Source organism: Agrobacterium sp. CFBP2214 (assembly GCF_030209895.1).
Lineage (GTDB): Bacteria > Pseudomonadota > Alphaproteobacteria > Rhizobiales > Rhizobiaceae > Agrobacterium > Agrobacterium radiobacter.
Window position 1 is genome coordinate 1 of sequence record NZ_JARVRC010000001.1, and the last position, 24402, is coordinate 24402.

Here is a 24402-nt window from a genome sequence, read left to right on the forward strand (position 1 = left end):
CAAAATCTTCTCAATCACAAAAATGGGCAACAAGCCCAAATCAAAAGGCCGCCAAAAGCGGCCTTTATGCTATAATAAATCATTCCGCGGGGTGGAGCAGCCCGGTAGCTCGTCAGGCTCATAACCTGAAGGCCGCAGGTTCAAATCCTGCCCCCGCAACCAAATCTAGTCACACAATATAAAAAGGGCTCCGAGACAACTCCGAGCCCTTTTTTGCGTCCGGAATATAAAATCGGACCCGTACCGCTGCCAACGGTAAAACAGGGTTGCTGGTCATAAAATCAATCCCGCTACGCACTTCCATGACCAATTCCATCTTCGGGATTGCCATGGACCCCAAAACGGTGATGATGCGCCATCATTCCAGTTCGGATAAAAGCTGCCGTGACCGCTGATCCCTTGCATATCCTCAAGACCGTCTATGGCTACGATGTGTTTCGTGGGCGGCAGGCCGAAATCATCCAGCACGTGGTGGCGGGCAATAATGCTTTCGTTTTGATGCCGACTGGTGGTGGGAAGTCGCTTTGTTACCAGATTCCAGCGCTTGCACGCGAGGGTATGGGGCTGATCGTCTCGCCGCTCATCGCGCTGATGGTCGATCAGGTCGCTGCCCTGCGTCAGGCGGGCGTGCGTGCGGAGGCTCTTAATTCCGATCTCTCTCCTGAAGAGCGGCGCGCGCTCTGGCGGGATATGCGGGCCGGTAAAGTCGACATTCTTTATGCCGCACCGGAAACCCTTCTCAAGCCGGATGTCCTGGACGCCCTCCAGCCCATTGCCCTGTCGCTGATCGCTATCGATGAAGCCCATTGCCTTTCTCAATGGGGGCATGATTTCCGGCCACCTTACCGCCAGCTTGATACGCTGATCGAGCGTTTTCCCGACACGCCACGCATGGCGCTGACAGCCACGGCCGACGGCCCCACGCGCACCGAAATTCTCGGTCACCTCGGAATTGAAGAGGACGACGCCTTCATCGCCGGGTTCGATAGGCCCAATATCCGCTATGCGATCTTGGAAAAGGATAATCCACGCGCGCAGTTGAAGCGCTTTCTGAAGGACCGCGACGGTGAAAGCGGCATCGTCTATTGCCTTTCCAAACGAAAGGTGGATGAAACGGCCGCATGGCTGCGGGAGGAGGGGCGCGACGCGCTGCCCTATCACGCTGGCATGGACAAGGCGGCCCGCGAGGAGAACCAAACTCGTTTCCAGCACGGCGAGGCGGTCATCATTGTCGCGACCGTCGCTTTTGGGATGGGCATAGACAAGCCCGATGTGCGCTTCGTGGTTCATATCGATTTGCCCGGCAGCATCGAGGCCTATTATCAGGAAACGGGCCGAGCCGGCCGCGACGGCCTGCCGTCGGACGTACTCATGCTCTATGGCTACGAAGATATTGCCCTGCGTAATCGTTTCATCGAAGAGTCTGATGCCGCGGACCAGCGCAAATATATGGAGCGCCAGAAGCTCGATGCGCTGCTCGGCCTTGCGGAAACCGCGAGTTGCCGCAGGCAGGTTCTGCTGTCCTATTTCGGCGACCGGTGTGAGCCCTGCGGTAATTGCGATACCTGCGCCGAGCCGCCGGACCTGTTTGACGGGGCCATCGCCGCACAGAAGCTTCTGTCCTGTATTTATCGCACCGGTGAACGTTTTGGCCAAGCCTATGTCATCCGTGTGTTGCTGGGGGTCGAGGATGAGCGGATTTCCCGCTTCGGACATGATCGCATCACGACATACGGTATAGGTAAAGAACATGACAATCGCACCTGGCGCGCCATTCTGCGTCAACTGGTTGCGTTACGCATGATTGAAGTGGATCTGTCCGGGCATGGTGGTCTGTCCATTTCCGAAGATGGACGGCGGTTCCTGCGCGAAAAACCTGCGTTGATGCTGAGGATACCATCTGCTCCGCGTTCTGCCCGGCAACAGACGCCCCGCAACACGGTATCGACGATTTTGCCTGAAGCTGATCGCAGTCTTTTTGAGGCTCTGCGTGCGAAGCGCATGGAAATTGCCCGTGCGCAGAACGTTCCGCCCTATGTGATTTTCCATGACAAGACCCTGATAGAACTTGCCACGGCAAAACCGGTCTCCGCGAAGGGAATGGCTGGGATTCCCGGCGTCGGAGACACCAAGCTGGAGCGCTACGGGCCAGCCTTTCTGGCGGCGATCATGCAGCACGCCGCTGGCGAGTGACCGGCAGAAATCGAATGAAGAGCCGGGTAAGCAAAAATCGGTGGGCTCTGACAAAGGCTCAGCCGGTCGTGTCCTTGAACAGAACGTTCTGATCGATGAGGTAGCGCGAAAACAGCGGTAGGCTAGCACCGCCGATTGCCCGCGCTTGGCTACCCACCGCACCTTCGATGATGTCAGGCAGCGTCACACCCTGCAGATCGTGGTGTTTAAGGGCAAGGCGGGTGGCGGCTACGATCCTTGTTCTGACCCAATCGGGAAAACCGCCGTCGATGATGACGCTCGAAAAATCGATGATGGAGGCGGCGGCAATGACGGCCTGCGCCAGAGCTGCAGCAGTTTTTCGAATCCAGCTTTCCAGCGGCTCGCCGAAATCGATCCACTCGTCTGGAGAAAACCACAGGGGACGAGGATCGATGCCCCTTTCTCGCAGCATGTTTTCCAGAACGAAGATCGACGCGATTTTCAGAAGCTGGACGGTATTGCCGTCCTGCCCCTGCACCGGCAGGGGGCCGATAGCGCCGGCCGTTCCGGTCTTTCCGGAAAACAGCGCCGAATTCAAAACGACGCCGCCGCCGATGAAGGAGCCGATGAAGACGTAGAGAAAATCCGGATAATGCTGGCCTGTCCCGAAAACCAGTTCAGCGCCACAGGCACTGGTCGCGTCGTTTTGCAGAAAAACGGGATAGCTGACGCTTTCAGCAATTTCCGACCGGATATCGACGCCCCGCCATCGCTCCATTTCAATCTGCGGAGCGCCCACTTCCTGCGCCCAGTTCCACAATTCGAATGGCGCGGCGATGCCGACGCCGGCAATTTTCTCTCGCTCGGCCGGCGAAAGCTTCGATTCGAGCTCCGTTATGCCGTCGATTACGAATGGCAATATCCATTCCGGCAGGGGATAGGGATAGGTTCTGCGCAGCTTGAGCCTGATCCGGCCGACAAAATCCATCAGCACGAGATCGACGCTGCGCCGGCCGATCTTTACGCCAAAAGAAAAGACGGCGTCAGGATTAAGCCGCATCGGCGTCGAAGGTTGGCCGACTTTGCCGCGCAGTCTTTCACCACGAATGAGAAGCCCGTCCTTTTCAAGCGACCGCATGATGACGGAGACGGTCTGTGCCGAAAGGCCGCAAAGTCTTGATATTTCGGCTTTTGACAGTCCGCCGTGGCGACGAACGAGGGACAGCACGAGCCGCTCATTATAGGCGCGCACCCCGATCTGGTTGGCGCCGCTGCTTATATCCATGGTGGTGGGCGACGCCGGCGGCGTCGTCTCGACAGATTGTCTCATATGTCATCCTCCCGCCCGCAATATCCGTCGCGACCGATACAGCAGGCTTTATGGCAATCTTGCTATCGCAACGTTAAACGACGCGGCGATATTCCTCCCTGCCGCCTATTAGAATGCCATAGAGAATTAATAATTCAATCGGATTTATTTATTGACAGCCGTTTCCTTTGGTGGTTCCATCTGGGTCAACGATCATTGTTCTCGGAGGAGACGGGATCGTCGGGTAACCGTCACGGTGCTCAAATATCCATTGGGAGGATCTCATGAAGACCACTGTTTCCGCTCTTCTGGGCGCCCTTGCGCTTGGCGTTTCTTTCGCGTCCGTTGCGTCTGCGGCCGATACTTCGGTTTGCCTCATCACCAAAACCGATACCAATCCCTTCTTCGTCAAGATGAAAGAAGGCGCGACCGCCAAGGCCAAAGAGCTGGGCGTGACGCTGAAATCCTATGCCGGCAAGATCGACGGCGATTCCGAAAGCCAGGTTGCCGCCATCGAGACCTGCATTGCCGATGGCGCCAAGGGTATCCTGATCACCGCATCGGACACCAAGGGCATCGTTCCGGCCGTGCAGAAGGCGCGTGATGCCGGTCTTCTGGTCATCGCCCTTGATACGCCGCTCGAACCCGTTGATGCCGCCGATTCCACCTTCGCCACCGACAATCTTCTCGCCGGCGAACTGATCGGCAAATGGGCCGCCGGCAGCCTCGGCGACAAGGCCAAGGATGCGAAAATCGCCTTCCTCAACCTCACCCCCTCCCAGCCGACGGTTGATGTGCTGCGCAACCAGGGCTTCATGAAGGGCTTTGGCATCGACGTGAAGGACATCAACAAGATCGGCGACGAGAGCGATCCGCGTATCGTCGGTCACGATGTCACCAATGGTAACGAAGAAGGCGGCCGTGCAGCGATGGAAAATCTGCTGCAGAAGGACCCCACCATCAACGTCGTCCACACCATCAACGAGCCCGCAGCTGCCGGCGCTTATGAGGCGCTGAAGGCGGTCGGCCGCGAAAAGGATGTTCTGATCGTATCCGTCGACGGTGGTTGCCCGGGCGTCAAGAACGTGGCGGAAGGCGTGATCGGCGCGACCTCGCAGCAATATCCGCTGCTGATGGCGGCGCTCGGCGTCGAAGCCGTCAAGAAGTTTGCCGATACGGGCGAAAAGCCGAAGCCGACCGAAGGCAAGAACTTCGTCGATACCGGCGTGACGCTGGTAACCGACAAGCCGGTCAAGGGCCTCGACTCGATCGATACGAAGGAAGGTCTCAACAAGTGCTGGGGCTGATGCCTCACCTTTGAAACCCGCGGGGGCATTCGTGCCCCCGCCCTTGGACCAGAATGAATATCAGGCACGATCCGGGGGATCGGACAAAGGAATAAACGAGCGCGTTGCGCGCCCCTGCGGGGATGACACAGGCCGCTTCACAACACTTTGAAATCTACGCATCATTCTCTTTGGAGATAGACCCAGGTGTCAGGGCTGATGCGATAGAGCGATCGGGAGGAAAATCCAATGAGCGATCAGCCGGTGCGGGCTCAGCCGCATAATGAATTTGAAAAGGTGCTTTCGGGAAGTTCGACGCAGGTCGCCGCTTTCGATACGCACGACAAGAGTGCGCTGGAAAAATTCCAGCATTTTCTCCATTCCAGCCCGGCGGCCGTACCGCTTATCGTTCTGGTGCTGTCGCTGGTTATTTTCGGCCTGCTCCTAGGCGGCAAGTTTTTCTCCGCCTTCTCGCTGACCCTCATCCTGCAGCAGGTTGCGATCGTCGGCATCGTTGGCGCCGCGCAATCGCTTGTCATCCTGACGGCGGGCATCGACCTTTCGGTCGGCGCGATCATGGTTCTGTCCTCCGTCGTCATGGGGCAGTTTACCTTCCGTTACGGTCTTCCGGCGGAGCTTTCCATTCTCTGTGGTCTCGCCGTCGGCGCATTTTGCGGCTTCATCAACGGCGTGCTGGTTTCGCGCATGCGCCTGCCGCCCTTCATCGTCACGCTTGGCATGTGGCAGATCGTGCTTGCGACCAACTTCCTCTATTCCGCGAATGAGACGATCCGGGCCCAGGACATTGCCCAGCAGGCGCCGATCCTGCAGTTCTTCGGCGCCAATATCCGTTTCGGCAACGCGGTCTTCACCTATGGCGTCATCGCCATGGTTCTGCTGGTCGCCCTGCTCTGGTATGTGCTGAACCGCACCGCCTGGGGCCGCCATCTTTATGCCGTGGGTGACGATCCTGATGCTGCGGAACTCGCTGGTGTCAATGTCAAGCGTATGCTGACCACCGTTTATACCCTGTCCGGTCTCATCTGCGCCTTTGCCGGCTGGGCCCTCATTGGCCGTATCGGCTCGGTTTCGCCGACCGCCGGCCAGTTCGCCAACATCGAATCCATCACCGCGGTGGTTATCGGCGGCCTGTCACTGTTCGGCGGACGCGGCTCCATCATGGGCATGATTTTCGGTGCGCTGATCGTCGGCGTCTTTTCACTCGGTCTCCGGCTTATCGGCACAGACCCGCAATGGACCTATCTGTTGATCGGCGTCCTTATCATCTTGGCTGTCGCAATCGACCAGTGGATCAGAAAGGTAGCAGGCTGATGGCAAAAGAACCTATCCTCACAGCACGCAATCTCGTCAAACGCTACGGTCGTGTGACCGCCCTCGACAATGCCGATTTCGACCTTTATCCGGGCGAAATCCTTGCCGTCATCGGTGATAACGGCGCCGGCAAATCCTCTCTCATCAAGGCGATTTCCGGTGCGGTGACACCCGATGAAGGGGAGATCAGGCTGGAAGGCAAGCCGGTGCAGTTCCGCTCGCCGATCGAGGCGCGCAAGGCGGGCATCGAAACCGTCTATCAGAACCTTGCGCTGTCTCCCGCATTGTCCATAGCTGACAATATGTTTCTCGGCCGTGAAATCCGCAAGCCCGGCATTCAGGGCAGCCTGTTCCGGGCGCTCGACCGCCCGGCCATGGAAAAATTCGCCCGCGAAAAACTGTCGGAACTCGGCCTGATGACGATCCAGAACATCAATCAGGCGGTGGAAACCCTCTCCGGCGGTCAGCGCCAGGGCGTGGCGGTGGCGCGTGCGGCAGCCTTTGGCTCCAAGGTCGTCATCCTCGACGAGCCGACGGCGGCACTCGGCGTCAAGGAAAGCCGTCGCGTTCTCGAGCTTATTCTGGATGTGCGCTCCCGCGGTCTGCCGATTGTCCTGATCTCGCATAACATGCCGCATGTTTTCGAGGTTGCGGATCGCATCCATATCCACCGGCTCGGTAAGCGCCTGTGCGTCATCAATCCGAAGGACTATTCCATGTCCGACGCCGTCGCCTTCATGACCGGCGCCAAGGAAGCGCCGAAGGAAACGCTTGCCGCATGACGCTGAAGCTTGAGACGATCGTCGAAGACGTTCTTCGGCGGGCAGAGGGTCAATCCCGTTTCATCATAGCCATTGCCGGTCCCCCTGGGGCCGGCAAATCCACGCTTGCGGATGCTCTTTTTGAGGCCTTGCGGGCGCGAGGCGAAACGGCCGCCGTCCTGCCCATGGATGGCTTCCATATGGATAACGGCATTCTTGAGAAACGGGGATTGCTGCCGCGAAAAGGCGCACCTGAAACTTTCGACGTGCGCGGCTTCCTGGATATCGTCTCCGCCGTCCGCAAGGGCGGGCAGGAGGTGCTTGTTCCGGTTTTCGACCGCTCCCGGGAAATTGCCATTGCGTCCGCCCGGGCGATTGCGCCGGAAACGCGCTTTGTCCTTGCCGAAGGCAATTATCTGCTGCTGAACGAAGCGCCCTGGACAAGCCTTTCCGAGAGCTTTGACCTCACCATCTTCGTGGGTCCGTCCTTCGCCGTGCTGGAAGAGAGGCTGCGGAACAGATGGCAGGGTTATGGTCTCGATGCCGCTCAGATCCATGCCAAGCTTTTCGAAAACGATCTTCCCAACGGAAAAAGGGTGATCGAAAACGCCCGTCCAGCCGATATTCATATCGATATCTGGGAATAGATTAACGCTTTCCAGTTCTTTACCGGCAAAGCGCGTTTGCCGTTAAGCCTTTGTTGACCATGTGTTGAATCTTTTTGATCCACAGGGTGGGGCTTTTGTGTGTCTATTCATTGACGTAAAAATTTCCTCATATACTATATGTGGTGTTCAAGGTTCTTCCGATTCGCAAGGGTTGGGAGCTAAGACGGGAATTCGGTGCGTAACGCCATCATGGCGGAACAAGGCCGAAACTGCCCCCGCAACTGTAAGCGGCGAGCATCGTTCCGATTTGGGTCACTGGAGCCAAAAGCTCCGGGAAGGCCGGAATAGATGTTGTGACCCGCAAGTCAGGAGACCTGCCTTGAGCGCAAACGTCCACGGGCGGGGTGTCCGGAGGAAGGTGTTGACGCAAATGATTTGCGTGCGCCCTTTTCTGCCCCCTCCAGAACAAGCTTCGGGGTGAAGTCATGCCAGTGCATTTCTTTAAGTTGCTGCGCTCGTCAGCGTAGAGAGTGATTTTGTGCGGCTTGCAACATTTTGGGAAAACCGGAGCCCGGTTTCCATCCGAAAATGCGAAGAGTTGCCTGGGCTACGCGCCTCACCTGAATGACAGATCCACCGCCACCCGATTGCGATTGTAATCGGCAATGTTGAGCCGTGTCCGAAATCGGCTTCGAGAGAGGAAATCATGACCGTCACCGTTTACAGCAAACCCGCCTGCGTCCAGTGCACCGCCACCTATCGTGCGCTCGACCGCATCGGTGTTCCCTATGAGATCATCGATATCTCCGAAGATGCGGATGCACTCGATCACGTGCGGGGTCTCGGTTACATGCAGGTTCCCGTGGTCGTCGCCGGCGAACGCCATTGGGCGGGTTTCCGGCCGGATATGATCGGCTCGATCAGCTGAGGCGGTAAGGCGATGGGCCTGATCGTCTATTATTCCAGCCGCTCTGAAAACACCCATCGTTTCCTTCTGAAACTGGGGCGGCGTTTGTTTCGCCTGCCGCTCGGCGCTGAGGACGACGTGCCTCATGTGTCGGAACCCTATGTGCTGGTCACCCCCACCTATGGGGGCGGCGGCACCAAAGGGGCCGTGCCTAAGCCGGTCATCCGGTTTTTGAACGAGCCCTCCAACCGAAATCTCATTCGCGGCGTCATCGCGGCGGGAAACACGAATTTTGGCGCCGCTTTCGCATCCGCCGGAGATATCGTCTCGCGCAAATGCGCGGTGCCGTTTCTCTATCGCTTCGAGCTTCTCGGCACGGAAGAAGACGTCGCCAACGTCAAACATGGATTGGAACGATTTTGGACACGCTGACCTCGAGCGCGCTGCGCAAGGACGCCAAACAGCCGGCAGCCGCAAGCCAGAAACCGCTTGATGCGGGGCTGGACTATCACGCGCTGAACGCGATGCTGAACCTTTACGACGAGAACGGGAAGATCCAGCTCGACAAGGATCGGCTGGCCGCCCGGCAATATTTCCTCCAGCACGTCAACCAGAACACGGTATTTTTCCATAACCTCAGGGAAAAGCTCGATTATCTGGTGACGGAGGGATATTACGAGCAGGAGGTGCTGGACCAGTATTCCTTCAATTTTGTTCGTGACCTCTACGACGAGGCCTATGCCCGGAAATTCCGCTTCCCGACCTTTCTCGGCGCCTTCAAATATTACACCTCCTATACGCTGAAGACCTTCGACGGAAAACGTTATCTGGAGCGTTATGAGGATCGCGTCTGCATGGTGGCGCTGGCCCTTGCGCGTGGTGATGAGCAGCTTGCCCGCAATCTGGTCGATGAAATCATTTCAGGCCGCTTCCAGCCGGCCACCCCGACATTCCTCAATGCCGGCAAAAAGAGCCGCGGCGAGCTGGTCTCGTGTTTTCTGCTGCGGGTGGAAGACAATATGGAAAGCATCGGCCGCTCCATCAATTCGGCCTTGCAGCTTTCCAAGCGCGGCGGCGGCGTGGCGCTGTCCTTGACCAATATTCGCGAATTCGGAGCGCCGATCAAACAGATCGAAAACCAGTCTTCCGGCGTTATTCCCGTGATGAAGCTGCTGGAAGATTCTTTTTCCTATGCCAACCAGCTTGGCGCACGCCAGGGTGCTGGCGCGGTCTATCTACATGCCCATCACCCTGACATCATGCGCTTCCTTGATACCAAGCGCGAAAACGCCGACGAAAAAATCCGCATCAAGACGCTGTCGCTCGGCGTGGTGATCCCCGACATCACCTTCGAACTCGCCCGCAACAACGAGGACATGTATCTGTTCTCGCCCTATGATGTGGAGCGGGTCTATGGCGTGCCGTTGACCGAGATTTCGGTCAGCGAAAAATATCACGAAATGGTCGCCGACAGCCGCATCCGCAAGAAGAAGATCAAGGCGCGCGAATTCTTTCAGGTGATCGCCGAAATCCAGTTCGAGAGCGGTTACCCCTACATCATGTTCGAGGACACGGTGAACCGCGCCAATCCGATCGCCGGCCGCATCAGCATGAGCAATCTCTGCTCGGAAATCCTGCAGGTCAGCGAAGCGAGTGAATTCAATGCCGATCTGTCCTACAGCCATATGGGCAAGGATATTTCCTGCAATCTCGGTTCGCTCAACATTGCCGCTGCAATGGATTCGGCCGATTTCGGCAAGACCATCGAGACCTCCATCCGGGCGCTGACAGCAGTGTCTGATATGAGCCACATTTCCTCCGTCCCCTCGGTGGAAAAGGGCAATGATGCGAGCCACGCCATCGGGCTCGGCCAGATGAACCTGCACGGCTATCTGGCGCGCGAACGCATCTTCTACGGTTCCGAAGAGGGCGTCGATTTCACCAATATCTATTTCTACACCGTGACCTATCATGCCATCCGCGCCAGCAACCGGCTGGCGGTGGAAAGAGGCCAGAGCTTCAAGGGCTTTGAAAATTCGAAATATGCCTCGGGTGACTATTTCGACAAATATACCGACCGGGAATGGTTGCCCGCGACCGAGAAGGTGAAGGAACTGTTCGAAAAGGCCGGCATTGCCATTCCGACGCAGGAGGACTGGAAGGCGCTGAGGCAGGACGTCATGGCATCAGGTCTTTATAACCAGAACCTACAAGCCGTGCCGCCGACAGGTTCGATCTCCTATATCAACCACTCGACGTCTTCCATTCATCCAATCGTCTCGAAGATCGAAATCCGCAAGGAAGGCAAGATCGGCCGCGTTTATTACCCGGCTTCCTATCTCTCGAACGACAATCTCGAATATTATCAGGATGCCTATGAGATCGGTCCTGAGAAGATCATCGACACCTATGCGGCGGCCACCCAGCATGTCGATCAGGGCCTGTCTCTGACGCTGTTCTTCCGCGATACGGCAACGACGCGCGATATCAACCGGGCGCAGATCTACGCCTGGAAGAAGGGCATCAAGACGATCTACTACATCCGTTTGCGCCAGATGGCGCTGGAAGGCACGCAGGTTCAGGGCTGCGTTTCCTGCACGCTCTGAATTGAGGGACAAGACAATGAACATCGCCGTAAAACCCGCGTCCCGCATTCGCGCGGTCAACTGGAACCGCATCGAGGACGACAAGGATCTCGAAGTCTGGAACCGCCTGACCTCGAATTTCTGGCTTCCGGAAAAAGTGCCGCTCTCCAACGACATTCCCTCCTGGGGAACGCTGAAGCCGGAAGAACAGAAACTGACCATCCGTGTCTTCACCGGGCTGACATTGCTCGACACCATCCAGAACGGCGTCGGCGCCGTGCGGCTGATGGCGGATTCGGCCACGCCGCATGAGGAGGCCGTGCTCTCCAACATTTCCTTCATGGAGGCCGTGCACGCCCGCTCCTATTCCTCGATCTTCTCGACGCTATGCTCCACGCCTGATGTCGACGATGCCTATCGCTGGTCTGAGGAAAACGAGTTCCTGCAACGCAAATCCGCGCTGATCATGCGCGAATATGACAGCGGCGATCCGCTGAAAAAGAAGATCGCCAGCGTTTTCCTGGAAAGCTTTCTGTTCTATTCCGGCTTCTACCTGCCGATGTTCTGGTCAAGCCGCGCCAAGCTTACCAATACGGCGGATTTGATCCGCCTCATCATCCGCGACGAGGCCGTGCATGGCTATTATATCGGCTACAAGTTCCAGCGGGCGGTGGAGCGCCTCGGCGAAAAGGAGAGACAGGAGATCAAGGACTTCGCCTTCGATCTCCTGCTCGAACTTTACGATAACGAGGCGAAATATACCGAAGACCTCTATGACGGCGTTGGCCTGACCGAGGATGTCAAGCAGTTCCTGCATTACAACGCCAACAAGGCCCTTATGAATCTGGGTTACGAGGCGCTGTTTCCCGCCGAGGCCTGCCGGGTCAATCCAGCGATCCTGTCGGCACTCTCACCCAATGCCGACGAGAACCACGACTTTTTCTCCGGTTCCGGCTCGTCCTATGTCATCGGCAAGGCGGTCGCGACTGAAGATGAAGACTGGGATTTCTGAAACCCTGATGTCAGCAGGAACCCGCAAAGCCTATTGCGGGTTCACCACCTGGCTCGCAAGGCGGAAGGGGCTGGAGACCGTTGCGCCGATCGCATCGAATACGAAGGCTCCTGCACTATTGATATCACCGCCGCGCCTGCTTGCCTCCAGTTGCGGAACCATGGAGGCCAGCGCGGCATAACGGTCGTGATTGAGTGGGTCCGACGCCTCCAGATTGGAGATATCGACGAATTGCACGCCCTCTTTCAGGGCCGCTTCCTGAACCTGCGGATCGGTGACGTCAAGCGCACCGATGCGGGTGACATCGGCACCCAGTATGGAGGATGCTTTTAAGGCCCGGTCGTCCTTGGACACCAGCACGGTGAGTGGCGGATTGAGCCGGCCGACGACCTCGATCTGCTTGCGGAAGACATCGGCGTCGATATCGGGCGCAGCCAGCACCACCTGCAGCTTGGCGATGACATCGTTCCTGCCTTCGAAGCGCAATTGCCGCAACGCTTCCATCACCAGCCAGCCGCCCATGCTGTGACCGAACACGACGACGCTTTTTCGTGGTGTCTGCCGGGTGAGGTCGGTCAATAGGGCGGCCAGCGCATCACGCGAATAGGTCGCCGATTCCTTGTCGGCGACGTAGCCGGTGACATTGGCCTGCGAAGGCCAGGAAAAGACTAATGGCACGCCATTCATATTGGCATCGGCAGCCATTTGCGCCGCGCGGAAAAGGGCTTCCTGATAGCTGTAATTATAGCCATGCACAAAAAGTGCGATCTGCTTGCCAGAGCGGGCAATATCGCCGAGATCAGCGTTGAAGGCCGTCTTCGTCAACATATCGGCCTTGGTAACAACGAAGTCCTTCTTCGGGTCCGGCTTGCCGCTGGACCACTCGATTTTTCCGCTTTTATGGGTAGGAGGAATGGAAATATCGAAGCGCGCATAATTCGGCTCGGCCGCCCGTTCCGTCCCGAAGCCCTTTTTTGCGTCCTTGTTTCTCTCGCGTGTACTCGCCACATAGGCGGTTACGATTTTGGTGCCTTTGGCCCTGGTGTCCACAGCCTGCAGCACATCCGCCCCCGGTCTGCCCGCGCAGGATGAAAGAACGCTGAGGGTGAGAAGGAGCGAAAAAATCAGGCGCATGAATGGGCTACCGATGACAAGGAACGGCTGATAAATAACCGGCCGTCAAAAAAGTTGCTACTGGAGAATGAATTGCGCTGCTGCGGTGGTCTTCGATGTGGAGAGGCATTCCCCACCTTGCTATCCGGACATGTTCGTTTTAGGCCGTAAAGATGACGAACAAGGTGTCGCTTTTACGGCTGAAACTCACGGACTTCCGCAATTATGCGGCGGCTGCGCTCACGCTCGATGACCGCCATGTGGTGCTGACGGGCGACAATGGTTCCGGCAAGACCAATCTGCTTGAGGCTGTCTCCTTTCTCTCACCCGGAAGAGGCCTGCGCCGGGCCACTTTATCCGACGTAACACGGGTGGGGGCGGAGGCTGCCGGTTTCTCGATTTTTGCCGATGTCGAAGGCATGGATGGCGAAGTCGCCATCGGCACCGGGATCGAAGGTGACGGAGAGGTGGTGTCGCGTCGCCTGAGACTGAATGGCACGCCCGTCAAATCCGTCGACGAATTGACCGACCATCTGCGGGTGCTGTGGCTGACGCCCGCCATGGATGGCCTCTTTACCGGCTCATCATCGGATCGCCGGCGTTTCCTCGACCGGCTGGTGCTGTCGCTCGATCCAGCTCATGGACGGCGGGCAAGCGATTTTGAAAAGGCCATGCGCGGCCGCAACCGCCTGCTTTCGGAAGGCCGCTTTGATCCGGTCTGGCTGGACGGTATCGAAAAGCAGATGGCCGAACTCGGCATATCCATGGCCGTTGCCCGTTATGAGATGCTCGGCCTTCTGAAGAGCCTGATCGAAGGGCGGGCGGGCAATGCCGCTTTCCCGTCGGCAGCGCTCTCGCTCTCCGGTTTCATGGACGATGGGCTCAACCGCCCTGCCGTCGATCTGGAGGATGAATACAGGCTTATGTTGCGCGATGGCCGGTATCGCGACGCCGCTGCCGGCCGTACGCTGGATGGGCCGCACCGCGTCGATCTCTTCGTGCGTCATGCGGAAAAGGACATGGAGGCCGAACGCTGTTCAACCGGGGAACAGAAGGCGCTGCTGGTGGGGCTGGTGCTTGCCCATGCGCAGCTCACCGCCAATATGACCGGCCATGCGCCGGTCCTGCTGCTGGACGAGATCGCCGCCCATCTGGATGAGGGCAGGCGGGCGGCGCTGTTCGATCTCATTCACGCGCTTGGCGGCCAGAGCTTCATGACGGGAACGGATGCGGCCATGTTCTCGGCCCTTGGTGAGCGGGCGCAGTTCTTCAATGTCTCCCACGGGAGCATCACGGCGTGACGGCAGAGAGATGGAGTGCGACATGGACCCGCTGAGCCCGGAAGAAATCGAACGCTACAAGCGTCACATCCTGCTGCCGGAAATCGGCGGCGCCGGACAGCAGCGGCTGAAGGCGGCGCGCGTACTGGTGATCGGAGCGGGTGGTCTTGGTGCGCCCGTGCTTCATTATCTTGCCGCCGCCGGTGTCGGCACGCTCGGCATGATCGATGACGATGTGGTTTCCCTCTCCAACCTCCAGCGACAGGTGATCCACGATACCGGCACGATTGGGGAGCTGAAAACGGAAAGCGCCCGCAAGGCCATCGCCCGTCTCAACCCGTATGTCCGTACTCTTGTTTATGAGGAACGCTTTTCGCAGGTCTGGGCGCATGACCATCTGCAATCCTTCGATCTCCTTATCGACGGCTCGGACAATTTCGATACGCGTTATACCGCCGCCGATGCGGCGGAGGCTGCCAGGAGACCGCTGGTAACGGGTGCTGTCGGCCGTTTTGACGGCTCGGTAACGGTGCTGAAACCCTACGAGACAAATGTCGAGGGCATTCTGCTGCCCGGCTATCGTGACCTGTTTCCCGAGCCGCCTCCGCAGGGGCTTATTCCCAATTGCGCGGAAACAGGTATTGTCGGCGCGCTGACCGGGGTTATCGGCACGCTTATGGCCATGGAGGCGATCAAGGTGATCACCGGTGCCGGCGAACCGCTGATCGGCCGCCTGCTCCTCTATGAGGCCCTGTCTGCCCGTTTCGAAACCGTGCGATACAAGCGGCGGGCAACGGGAGGGAAGTCGTGACCGAGATTATCGAGATCGGAGAGGACTTCGATCGCTGGCAGGAATTGCTGGCGCTCATCATGTCGTCCTTCGCCTATATGGACGGCGTCATCGATCCACCGTCCTCGGCCCATCGCCTGACGCTGGATAATCTCTCCGAAAAGGCGAGGGCGGAAATTGCTTTCGTTGCGGTGGACGAAGGCGAACTGTTGGGCTGCCTGTTCTGCCGGCCGGAGCCACCCGCCTGTCTTTACGTCGGAAAGCTGTGCGTCTCACCCCAGGCGCAGGGAAAGGGCATAGGCAAGATGCTGCTGCAGAGGTCCGAAGCGTTGGCGCGCGAATTGGCGCTGCCGGCGCTGCGGCTGGAAACCCGCATCGAGCTGATCACCAATCACGCCAGATTCGCCGCCTGGGGTTTCGTCAAGACTGCTGAAAACGCCCATGCCGGTTACGATCGCACGACCTCGATCGAGATGACCAAGGTCCTCGGCTGAAATCGTCTTCAGCCGACCCGGCTGCGTAAAGTCCGGAATTTATCTTCCCTGGCCGATTACAGAGCCTATTGCAAAAGGCCGGATTGCACCATCTGGGAGAGAAATACCGAGGAGACGCGGTCAATGCCGGTCTGCGACTGGTTTTCTGCCGATCCGACCCGCCACACAGCTTTCCCCTGCCCGCTGAAGAGCTGGATTTCCGTGCTGACCTTGTGGGTGAGAGGAGCCGCCTTTGTCGCTTCCACCATCTGCTTCATCAGTCTTGCGGACGGCATGCGCGTTCTGTCGCCGATCTCGTCCGCATTTGCACCAGCCTTCAGCCGCTGGAAGGCCGGCGCGACATCCGGCAGAGAGCAGTTCATCTTGATCCGCGCCACAACAACACCCGTGGGCGTTTTTGCACCGATACGTGCGGGTTCCGCCTTGCAACGCACCCGCTCCGTGCTCGCCACCCAGAGCTTTGCGAATTGCTCCGATTGTTCTTTCGTTGTCCCCTTGGGTGAATGCATGCCTCTGTTTTTGCGTTGCCAGGCGACCGGGTCTGCAACCAGTTCCATATCCGTGTAGCGCGGGCTGCTACCCGAGGATCCCCATTCCTTGTTCAAACGAGACATGCTGGCGCGATCAAAATTCAGCCAGGCGCGATAATAGAGTTCCGCAGTCTCTTCAGGGGAGGGCGAAGCGGCCTGGGCCGAACCGCCGACCAGCATGAGCAGGATGGAGATCAACGTTAAGAACTTCGTCTGGATACCCATTGAACTTTCCCTCCCTATGATCGAATGACGGTGGCCTGTGCCGGCTCAGTTCCGCCCCGGCAGCACCCGGTTCGGGGGACGGTGGCCGTCGAACAGCGTGCGGATGTTGATGATGACCTTGTCGCCCATTTCGATGCGGCCTTCGATCGTCGCGGAACCCATGTGCGGAAGCAGAACGACCTTACCTTCCTTGGCGAGTTTGATGAGCTTGGGGTTCACCGCAGGCTCGTTCTCATAGACGTCAAGACCGGCGCCGGCGATCTTGCCTTCGCGCAGGCACTGGATCATCGCCGCCTCATCGATGATATCGCCGCGCGCAGTATTGACGATGTAGCTGGTCGGCTGCATCAGCGCGAGCCGCCGCGCCGAAATCAGATGATAAGTTGCAGGCGTCGAGGGGCAATTGACGGAGACGATGTCCACCCGCGCCAGCATCTGGTCAAGGCTATCCCAATAGGTCGCCTCAAGCTCCGCCTCGGTGGCCGGATTGACGCGCTTGCGGTTATGATAATGAATGGAAAGCCCGAAGGCCTTGGCGCGGCGTGCAACCGCCGTTCCGATGCGGCCCATGCCAACAATACCGATGCGCTTGCCGGAAATACGCCGCCCCAGCATCCAAGTCGGTGACCAGCCAAGCCATTCATCTGCGCCATTGGCGAGCACGCGTGTGCCTTCGATCATGCGGCGCGGCACGGCCAGTACCAGCGCCATGGTGATATCGGCGCTGTCTTCGGTTAGCACATTGGGTGTGTTGGTGACGGTGATGCCCTTGCGGGCTGCGGCATCCACATCCACATGGTCGATACCGTTGGAAAAGCTGGCGATCAGCTTCAGCTGCGGCCCCGCCTGATCGATCATCGCGGCGGTGATGCGGTCAGTGACGGTCGGCACCAGCACATCCACTCGCTGCATGGCGGCGACAAGCTCCGCTTCGCTGCGCGGCGTATCGTCGATATTCAGCTCGGCATCGAAGAGTTCGCGCATTCTGGTTTCGACGACGTCTGGCAATTTGCGGGTGATATAGACTGTCGGTCTCTTCTTGTGGGTCATCGTTTGCCGCTGCCTTGTTCAGAAGTCATTAACCAGAAAGAGCGATAATTTCTTTCAATCAGGGCGTTTCTACCAGACCCACCGGCGAAGACAAATAAAACTCGCTGAAGCTTGAGGCATGTGGAAACGAGCCTCCTTAAATATCATCCGGTTTGCAGAAGGCGGGAAACGGAAATGGGCATGCGCAGTGTGGTTTCTATCGTTTGCATTGCATTGTCTCTGGGCCTTCTCGGTGCGGCCGGCGAAGCCATGGCGCAGGGTGCCGCAAAAGGCGCAAGCGGTCTGCCGCTGCCGCGTTTTGTCAGCCTGAAATCAAAGCGCGTCAATATGCGCATCGGCCCGAGCACGGATTATGCCGTGTCATGGATGTATTTGAAATCGGGAATGCCCGTCGAAATCATCCAGGAATATGAAAACTGGCGGCGTATCCGCGATGCCGACGGCACGGAAGGCTGGGTCAATCAGGCCCTGCTGTCAGGTGAGCGCACGGCCGTTGCGGCTCCGTGGATGCGTGGCAAGGGCAAGGAAGTCTTTGTGAACATGCGCCGCGAAGCGCAGTCGGGCGCTTCCGTTGTTGCACGGCTTGAGCCGGGCGTCGTCTTCAGGATCGGCGAATGCAATGGCGACTGGTGCCGCGCCGAGGCCGGTCAGGCCTCGGGCTGGGTTTCGCAGGGCGAAATCTGGGGTGCTTACCCGGGCGAAGCCTTTAAATAAGGCCGTGTTTTTCGCCAAGCGCCTTCAACGATGACATGGGGCGCGGGCCGATCTGTTGAATGACGGCGGCAGCCGCAAGGCAGCCGAGCTTGCCGCAATCTTCGAGCGACCGGTCCTGCGTATAACCGAACAGGAATCCGGCGGCGAAAAGATCGCCCGCACCCGTCGTGTCGACCACGTCATGCACCGGATAGGCCTCTACCTTCACACGCTCCGTGCCGCGCAGAATGACGGCGCCTTCCTCGCTCATCGTCACCGCCGCGATCTTGCAGTCGGCCGCGATTTTGGTCAGCGCCAGTTCGAAATCGTCGGTTTCGTAGAGCGACAGCGCTTCCTGCTTGTTGGCGAAAACGATGTCCACCGTGCCGGAGCGCATCAGGTCGAGAAACTCTTCGCGGTAGCGGCCGACGCAGAAGCTGTCGGAAAGCGTCATGGAGACTTCGCGGCCGTTTTCATGCGCAATGCGGGCGCATTCGCGGATGGCGTCCTTGGCGCGCGGCGGGTCCCACAGGTAACCCTCGAAGTAGGTGACTTTCGTATCCGCCACCACATCATCTTCGACATCTTCCGGACCGAGATCGACGCAGGCGCCGAGATAGGTGTTCATCGAGCGCTCGCCGTCTTCGGTCACGAAGATCATGGAGCGGGCGGTCGGCGGGAAGGTGCCTTCCGGTTTCGTTTCGAAATAGACACCCTGGGCGCGGATATCGTGCTGGAAGATTTCTCCGAGCTGGTCTTCCGCCACCTTGCCGAAATAGGCGGCCTTACCGCCGAAATTCGCTACGCCTGCTGCCGTGTTGCCAGCGCTGCCGCCGGAGGCTTCAAGAGCCGGCCCCATAAGCGAATAAAGCAGTTCGGCGCGTTCCGCGTCGATGAGGTTCATCGCACCTTTGGTAATGGCATTGTCGTTGAGAAAGCGATCATCGCAGCGGGAGATAATGTCGACGATGGCATTGCCGACAGTCAGTACGTCGAATTTCGTCATAGGCCCTATCCGTTTCGCACGGGGTGTGCATATTTTTCGAAAGGTCTTAAACATTTCTCGCGGCAAGAAAAGCCCAAAGAGAAAATATGCGGTTCTCAGGACGGGGCGAAAACGCGTCATCTGCCTGTAATGTGGTTAAGCTATTCCTTCTACCAGAGCAAAAGGTGTGTGAACGCGTACCGGAATGGAAGACATGATGGTCTTCTGGCTCAACCGTTATCTCCGCCACGGATGTACTGGCGGTATATAACGGACATAAAAGGCGGGGGTGACCCCGCTTTTTCTTTTTGGAGAACGCCCGCCCATGGCACCACGTGGCCACTAAGGGCGTTTCCGCCCAAGCGCCTCACCACGTTCTTCCCCTTCACGGCATACCTCATCGGACGAAAACGCGGAGCGAAAGCGTATTCGTGATTCCATTCCCGCTGAAAAGGCTCTAAAGCGGAGTATCTCCCCGCAAAAGCCGCGAAAGCTTTCCCTCCATGTCTGCCGTTGCCGCGAATGTCGCCCCGATTTTCATTCTCATCCTGATCGGTTGGCTCACCGTCAAGGCCGGTCTGTTCAGGGCCGATGCCGGCGATATCCTCAGCGACTTTGTGTTCAAGATTGCTGTGCCGACCTTGATCTTCCGCACGCTTGCCGAAGCGAATTTTCACGGTGCTTCGCCTTTCCGACTGTGGATCACCTATTTCGCCGGCGTAGCCGTCACCTGGACGGTTGGGCATATCGTCACCCGTTATGTCTTCAAGCAGGATGTCCGCATCGCCGTCATTGCCGGCATTTCCTCGGCCTTTGCGAACAATATCTTCATCGGCCTACCGCTGGTCGGGCGGTCCGTGGGGGATGAGGGGCTGGTCGCTCTCTCCATCCTGCTCGCCATCCATCTGCCTGTGATGATGATCGCCGGCACGATCCTGATGGAAAATGCTACTCATAAGGCGGTCGGCGGTGAAAAGCGCAGCATGGCTGCGGTGTTCAAGCAGGTAGGCCGCAATCTCATTACCAATCCGCTGGTGATTGGGCTTGTCATCGGGCTTTCGACCAATGTTTCCGGTGTAGCGCTGACGCCCATTCTGAAAACCGTGGTTGATCAGATCGCGTCCATGGCGGGGCCGGCGGCGCTTATTTCGCTCGGCATGGCGCTGACCAAATACACCATCCGCGGCAATATGGGCATTGCCGTCACCATGACGGTGTTCAAGCTGCTGCTGCTGCCCGCCTGCGTTTGGGCAATGGGTCATGCGCTCGGTCTTAGCCGGGAATGGACCGCGGCGCTCGTGCTTACCTCGTCGGTGCCGACTGGGGTGAATGCCTGGCTTATCGCCAACCGCTTCGGCATCGGCCACAGCGTTGCCGCCTCCACCATCAGCATTTCCACAGCGACCGGTGTTCTTTCCGTGTCGCTATGGGCATGGCTGTTGAGCTGATTATTCTGCTGCGTTGATTACTTCTGGGCGCTCAGAATCTTGAAGCGGGCGTTGCGGCACACTTCAGTGCTGGTGCGAAACTCAGCCGCGAGCACTGGCTCGTAGGGCATGCCGCGATTGGCGACCATCAGCAGCTTGCCGCCGCTGCGTAGTGCGCCGGCGGCAGCCTTGATGAAGGCCTGACCGAGGGCAGGTTCTGCTGCCTGTCCCGCCGCATGGAAAGGCGGGTTCATGATGATAAGGTCGTATTTTTCCTTCGGCGGCTCGTTTGCCAGATCCTGCCAGAAGAAACGCGCCGTCAGTCGCGGATTGTTTTCGAGAAGATTGGTCTTTGCAAATTCCAGCGCGTTCCAGTCTGCTTCAAACAGATCGATACGGGCCGTGCGCGGCGATTTCTCGGCCAGCATGACTGAGAGATAACCCCAGCCCGCGCCGAAATCGGCGGCGTTGCCGTCAAAATCGGTCGGTAGGCGCGATGCGAGCAGTTCTGAGCCATCATCCACGCGGTCATGCGAGAACATGCCGGGCAGGGCGGTGAAACGGCCTTCCACCGTCGCCGGTTTCTGGGCGAGTTTCGACACGGCAGATGCAATATCGTCCGGACGTTTGAACCAGAGGGCGACGCCGTGATATTTCGGTGTCGATTCCGCCTCGATGCCAAGCTTCGCCAGCGTCTTGCGCAGTGTCACGATACCGTCTTCCTTCGATCCGGCCGCGACGATCAGGCCGCCGGCCTTCACGCGCGAAAGTGCTTCGGCGACGCGGTTTTCGTTTTCGCCACGGTGCTTGCCGCACAGCAAAAGCGCCGCATCGTAGTCCTCGCCCGAAACATCCGGGGTGACTTCTGCGCCCTGAGCCTGCAAGGCCCGGTAGAGCGGCCGGAGATGTTGAACCGCGACGATCTCGGCGTCGAAACCATCAAGGCGCGGACCGGCCTCAGCTCCCAGAAACAGAACGCGCTCGCCCTCTTTCGGCATAGGAAGCATTTCCGAGGCAAAGGGGTGGAAAAGGGTTTTCACAGCGTCACGGCTCATGGGAGCATCCTCAAGGTAGAATAGAAAAAAGGCGCGGGCAAAACCCGCGCCTCGATAGGGTCTGGCGGCGCTGCCTTATTCGGCAGCGGCTTCGCCGTCTTCCTTCTTCTTGTCGGCAGCGATTTCCTGGCCGGTGGCCTGGTCGACAACCTTCATGGACAGGCGAACCTTGCCACGCTCGTCGAAGCCCATCAGCTTGACCCAAACCTTATCGCCTTCCTTGACGACGTCGGAGGTCTTGGCGACACGCTCGGAAGCGAGCTGCGAGATGTGAACGAGGCCGTCACGGGCGCCGAAGAAGTTGACGAAAGCGCCGAAGTCAGCAGTCTTGACAACAGTGCCTTCGTAGATCTGGCCGACTTCCGGTTCTGCAACGATCGAGTGGATCCACTTGCGGGCCGCTTCGATTTCCTTGCCGGACGAGGAGGCGATCTTGACGGTGCCGTCGTCTTCGATGTTGATCTTCGCGCCGGTCTTTTCGACGATTTCGCGGATGACCTTGCCGCCCGAACCGATGACTTCACGGATTTTGTCGACCGGAATGTTCATCACTTCGATGCGCGGTGCGAATTCGCCGAGCTGGCCACGGCTTTCGGTGATGGCGTTGGCCATTTCGCCGAGGATGTGCTTGCGGCCACCCTGTGCCTGCTCCAGAGCGATCTTCATGATCTCTTCGGTGATACCGGCGATCTTGATGTCCATCTGCAGCGAGGTGATGCCGTCGGCGGTGCCGGCGACCTTGAAGTCCATGTCGCCGAGGTGATCTTCGTCACCCAGGATGTCGGAGAGGACCGCAAAGCGCTCGCCTTCGAGGATCAGGCCCATGGCGATACCGGCAACCGGCTTTGCCAGCGGAACGCCGGCGTCCATCAGTGCAAGCGAGGTGCCGCAGACCGTTGCCATCGACGAGGAGCCGTTGGACTCGGTAATTTCGGAAACGACGCGCAGCGTATAGGGGAACTGTTCCGCAGTCGGCAGCATCGGACGGATAGCGCGCCATGCGAGCTTGCCGTGACCGATTTCGCGACGGCCCGGGGAGCCCATGCGACCTGTTTCACCGACCGAGTAGGGCGGGAAGTTGTAATGCAGCAGGAAGCGTTCCTTGTACATGCCGGTGAGGCTATCGACATACTGTTCGTCTTCGCCGGTGCCGAGCGTCGCAACGACGATCGCCTGGGTTTCACCGCGGGTGAACAGCGCCGAACCGTGGGTACGCGGCAGCAGGCCGACTTCCGAAACGATCGGACGAACGGTCGACAGGTCGCGGCCGTCGATGCGGCTCTTGGTGTCGAGAACGTTCCAGCGAACGATCTTCGCCTGAAGGTGCTTGAAGACAGCGCCGATTTCTTCCGGCGTGTACTTGGCTTCGCCTTCTTCCGGCAGGAAGTGCGCCTTGACCTTCGCCTTCACGGCGTCGACGGCGGCGTAACGCGCAGCCTTTTCAGTGATCTTGTAGGCGTCGCGCAGTTCGGCTTCGGCGAGCGCCAGCATTTCGTTTTCGAGCGCGGAGAAGTCTTCCGGTTCGAATTCGCGTGGTTCCTTGGCGGCAACTTCGGCGAGCTTGATGATCGCGTCGATAACCGGCTGGAAGCCGCGATGACCGAACATGACGGCGCCGAGCATGATTTCTTCGTTGAGTTCCTTGGCCTCGGACTCAACCATCAAAACAGCGTCCTGCGTACCGGCAACGACGAGGTCGAGAACAGACTCGTCCATTTCGTCCAGATGCGGGTTAAGAACATACTCACCGTTGATGTAGCCAACGCGCGCGCCGCCAACCGGGCCCATGAAGGGAACGCCAGAGAGCGTAAGCGCTGCGGAAGCCGCAACCATCGACAGAACGTCCGGGTTGTTTTCCAGATCATGCTGGATAACCGTGACGACGACCTGCGTGTCGTTCTTGTAGCCTTCCGGGAAGAGCGGGCGAATCGGACGGTCGATCAGGCGGGAAACGAGAGTTTCGTTTTCGCTCGGACGGCCTTCGCGCTTGAAGTAGCCGCCGGGGATCTTGCCGGCCGCGTAGGTCTTTTCCTGGTAGTTGACGGTCAGCGGAAAGAAGTCCTGGCCGGGCTTCGGAGACTTTGCGGAAACCACTGTCGCGAGAACCATCGTCTCGCCGTAGGTTGCGATGACGGCGCCGTCGGCCTGACGGGCAACCTTGCCGGTCTCGAGCTTCAGCGGGCGGCCTGCCCATTCGATTTCCACGGAGTGTTGATTGAACATATCTTGTCCTTGGTTGTGGTTGCCGCTCCAGCATCGTGCCGGCGGTGGCAACGCGGTGACTCAATCACGGGCAAGACAGCGGGAGGCTTTCGACAAGCAAGCATCCGGCAATCCTGCCCCATGACAGGTCTGCGGTTGAAAAGGCGACACCGGCCCATCCGGGTCTACCTTATCGTCCGGGGGCCACATCTGCGGCAAACGCCCGGAAATTCATATAGCCTTTGAAAGGCCGGATATAAAAACCGGCGGGCATCGTTGCGAAACCCGCCGGAGAAGTTATTAGCGGCGAATGCCGAGAGCACCGATCAGCTTGCTGTAACGGGCTTCGTCCTTCTTCTTCAGATAGTCGAGAAGCGAACGACGGCTCGAAACCAGCGTCAGAAGGCCACGACGGGAGTGGTTGTCCTTCTTGTGGTCCTTGAAGTGACCGGTCAGGTTGTTGATCCGCTCGGTCAGGATAGCGACCTGAACTTCCGGAGAACCGGTGTCGCCTTCCTTCGTGGCATATTCCTTGATGAGGGCGGCTTTGCGCTCTGCAGTAATCGACATCGGACGATCCTTTCTGTTTTAAGGAAAAATGGGA

The 24402-nt window shown here is 58.5% G+C and carries 22 protein-coding genes, 1 tRNA gene and 1 riboswitch; of the genes, 15 read left to right on the top strand and 8 right to left on the bottom strand.

The window, feature by feature from the left end; all coding sequences use genetic code 11:
- The first annotated feature begins 85 nt into the window (after positions 1 to 85).
- Together QRN60_RS00005 and recQ are read left to right on the top strand one after the other, a co-directional pair.
- Positions 86 to 162: transfer RNA gene (locus QRN60_RS00005), tRNA-Met, on the top strand.
- 222 nt (positions 163 to 384) lie between these two features.
- Positions 385 to 2193, top strand: coding sequence for a DNA helicase RecQ (gene recQ / locus QRN60_RS00010; protein ID WP_129564670.1), 1809 nt, complete (start codon positions 385 to 387; stop codon positions 2191 to 2193).
- A gap of 58 nt (positions 2194 to 2251) precedes the next feature.
- Here the strand turns inward: recQ and QRN60_RS00015 are convergent, their stop codons facing one another.
- A complete protein-coding gene (locus tag QRN60_RS00015) occupies positions 2252 to 3484 on the bottom strand; it encodes an ROK family transcriptional regulator (RefSeq protein ID WP_020812785.1) in 1233 nt (410 codons plus the stop codon).
- A 263-nt stretch (positions 3485 to 3747) separates the two neighbouring features.
- Here QRN60_RS00015 and QRN60_RS00020 point away from each other — a divergent pair, with 263 nt between their 5' ends.
- The 8 genes from QRN60_RS00020 to nrdF all read left to right on the top strand — a co-directional run bounded on the left by QRN60_RS00020 (position 3748) and on the right by nrdF (position 11954).
- On the top strand, positions 3748 to 4770 hold the full coding sequence (locus QRN60_RS00020; RefSeq protein ID WP_003507133.1) for a sugar ABC transporter substrate-binding protein: 1023 nt from the start codon (positions 3748 to 3750) through the stop codon (positions 4768 to 4770).
- Positions 4771 to 4998: 228 nt separating this feature from the next.
- Positions 4999 to 6081, top strand: coding sequence for an ABC transporter permease (locus QRN60_RS00025; RefSeq protein WP_003507134.1), 1083 nt, complete (start codon positions 4999 to 5001; stop codon positions 6079 to 6081).
- Positions 6081 to 6863, top strand: a complete 783-nt coding sequence (locus tag QRN60_RS00030) for an ATP-binding cassette domain-containing protein (protein WP_003507135.1) — start codon at positions 6081 to 6083, stop codon at positions 6861 to 6863. The genes QRN60_RS00025 and QRN60_RS00030 overlap by 1 nt, the downstream gene beginning before the upstream one ends.
- A complete protein-coding gene (locus tag QRN60_RS00035; RefSeq protein ID WP_112356784.1) occupies positions 6860 to 7489 on the top strand; it encodes a nucleoside triphosphate hydrolase in 630 nt (209 codons plus the stop codon). Before QRN60_RS00030 ends, QRN60_RS00035 begins: the two co-directional genes overlap by 4 nt.
- Before the next feature lie 133 nt (positions 7490 to 7622).
- Positions 7623 to 7846: riboswitch (cobalamin riboswitch) on the top strand.
- A 310-nt stretch (positions 7847 to 8156) separates the two neighbouring features.
- A complete protein-coding gene (gene nrdH, locus QRN60_RS00040; protein ID WP_003507138.1) occupies positions 8157 to 8378 on the top strand; it encodes a glutaredoxin-like protein NrdH in 222 nt (73 codons plus the stop codon).
- A 12-nt stretch (positions 8379 to 8390) separates the two neighbouring features.
- Complete coding sequence (gene nrdI, locus QRN60_RS00045) at positions 8391 to 8789, top strand: class Ib ribonucleoside-diphosphate reductase assembly flavoprotein NrdI (RefSeq protein ID WP_003507140.1); 399 nt, start codon at positions 8391 to 8393, stop codon at positions 8787 to 8789.
- Positions 8777 to 10963: a class 1b ribonucleoside-diphosphate reductase subunit alpha gene (nrdE, locus tag QRN60_RS00050; RefSeq protein ID WP_099085772.1), complete on the top strand. Its 2187-nt coding sequence runs from the start codon at positions 8777 to 8779 to the stop codon at positions 10961 to 10963. The genes nrdI and nrdE overlap by 13 nt, the downstream gene beginning before the upstream one ends.
- 16 nt (positions 10964 to 10979) lie before the next feature.
- Positions 10980 to 11954, top strand: coding sequence for a class 1b ribonucleoside-diphosphate reductase subunit beta (nrdF, locus tag QRN60_RS00055; protein WP_003507143.1), 975 nt, complete (start codon positions 10980 to 10982; stop codon positions 11952 to 11954).
- Between the two features lie 30 nt (positions 11955 to 11984).
- Here the strand turns inward: nrdF and QRN60_RS00060 are convergent, their stop codons facing one another.
- Positions 11985 to 13088, bottom strand: coding sequence for an alpha/beta hydrolase (locus tag QRN60_RS00060; protein ID WP_099085770.1), 1104 nt, complete (start codon positions 13086 to 13088; stop codon positions 11985 to 11987).
- A gap of 152 nt (positions 13089 to 13240) precedes the next feature.
- Here QRN60_RS00060 and recF point away from each other — a divergent pair, with 152 nt between their 5' ends.
- The 3 genes from recF to QRN60_RS00075 are packed head-to-tail and all read left to right on the top strand — an operon-like array spanning position 13241 to position 15631.
- Complete coding sequence (gene recF, locus QRN60_RS00065; protein ID WP_003507147.1) at positions 13241 to 14368, top strand: DNA replication/repair protein RecF; 1128 nt, start codon at positions 13241 to 13243, stop codon at positions 14366 to 14368.
- Positions 14369 to 14390: 22 nt separating this feature from the next.
- Entirely contained in the window at positions 14391 to 15158 is a 768-nt protein-coding gene (locus tag QRN60_RS00070) for a molybdopterin-synthase adenylyltransferase MoeB (RefSeq protein ID WP_129564669.1), read from the top strand.
- On the top strand, positions 15155 to 15631 hold the full coding sequence (locus QRN60_RS00075) for a GNAT family N-acetyltransferase (RefSeq protein ID WP_003507152.1): 477 nt from the start codon (positions 15155 to 15157) through the stop codon (positions 15629 to 15631). Before QRN60_RS00070 ends, QRN60_RS00075 begins: the two co-directional genes overlap by 4 nt.
- A gap of 65 nt (positions 15632 to 15696) precedes the next feature.
- Here the strand turns inward: QRN60_RS00075 and QRN60_RS00080 are convergent, their stop codons facing one another.
- Both QRN60_RS00080 and QRN60_RS00085 read right to left on the bottom strand, forming a co-directional pair.
- Entirely contained in the window at positions 15697 to 16386 is a 690-nt protein-coding gene (locus QRN60_RS00080) for a hypothetical protein (protein WP_129564668.1), read from the bottom strand.
- A gap of 45 nt (positions 16387 to 16431) precedes the next feature.
- Complete coding sequence (locus QRN60_RS00085) at positions 16432 to 17436, bottom strand: 2-hydroxyacid dehydrogenase (RefSeq protein ID WP_020812792.1); 1005 nt, start codon at positions 17434 to 17436, stop codon at positions 16432 to 16434.
- A gap of 180 nt (positions 17437 to 17616) precedes the next feature.
- On the opposite strand from QRN60_RS00085, the gene QRN60_RS00090 reads away from it, so the two are divergent.
- Positions 17617 to 18150, top strand: coding sequence for an SH3 domain-containing protein (locus QRN60_RS00090; RefSeq protein ID WP_165000551.1), 534 nt, complete (start codon positions 17617 to 17619; stop codon positions 18148 to 18150).
- Here the strand turns inward: QRN60_RS00090 and QRN60_RS00095 are convergent.
- The gene (locus QRN60_RS00095; RefSeq protein WP_003507158.1) at positions 18143 to 19135 is read right to left on the bottom strand and encodes an adenosine kinase; all 993 of its coding nucleotides are present in this window, start codon (positions 19133 to 19135) and stop codon (positions 18143 to 18145) included. The genes QRN60_RS00090 and QRN60_RS00095 overlap by 8 nt on opposite strands.
- 482 nt (positions 19136 to 19617) lie before the next feature.
- Between QRN60_RS00095 and QRN60_RS00100 the strand changes: the two genes are divergently transcribed.
- Complete coding sequence (locus QRN60_RS00100; RefSeq protein WP_003507159.1) at positions 19618 to 20562, top strand: AEC family transporter; 945 nt, start codon at positions 19618 to 19620, stop codon at positions 20560 to 20562.
- A 17-nt stretch (positions 20563 to 20579) separates the two neighbouring features.
- Here the strand turns inward: QRN60_RS00100 and QRN60_RS00105 are convergent, their stop codons facing one another.
- The 3 genes from QRN60_RS00105 to rpsO form a co-directional block, all read right to left on the bottom strand.
- A complete protein-coding gene (locus QRN60_RS00105; RefSeq protein ID WP_020812795.1) occupies positions 20580 to 21596 on the bottom strand; it encodes a class I SAM-dependent methyltransferase in 1017 nt (338 codons plus the stop codon).
- A 75-nt stretch (positions 21597 to 21671) separates the two neighbouring features.
- Positions 21672 to 23819, bottom strand: coding sequence for a polyribonucleotide nucleotidyltransferase (gene pnp, locus QRN60_RS00110; RefSeq protein WP_111781444.1), 2148 nt, complete (start codon positions 23817 to 23819; stop codon positions 21672 to 21674).
- A gap of 279 nt (positions 23820 to 24098) precedes the next feature.
- Entirely contained in the window at positions 24099 to 24368 is a 270-nt protein-coding gene (gene rpsO, locus QRN60_RS00115; protein WP_003492949.1) for a 30S ribosomal protein S15, read from the bottom strand.
- Positions 24369 to 24402 lie beyond the last annotated feature (34 nt).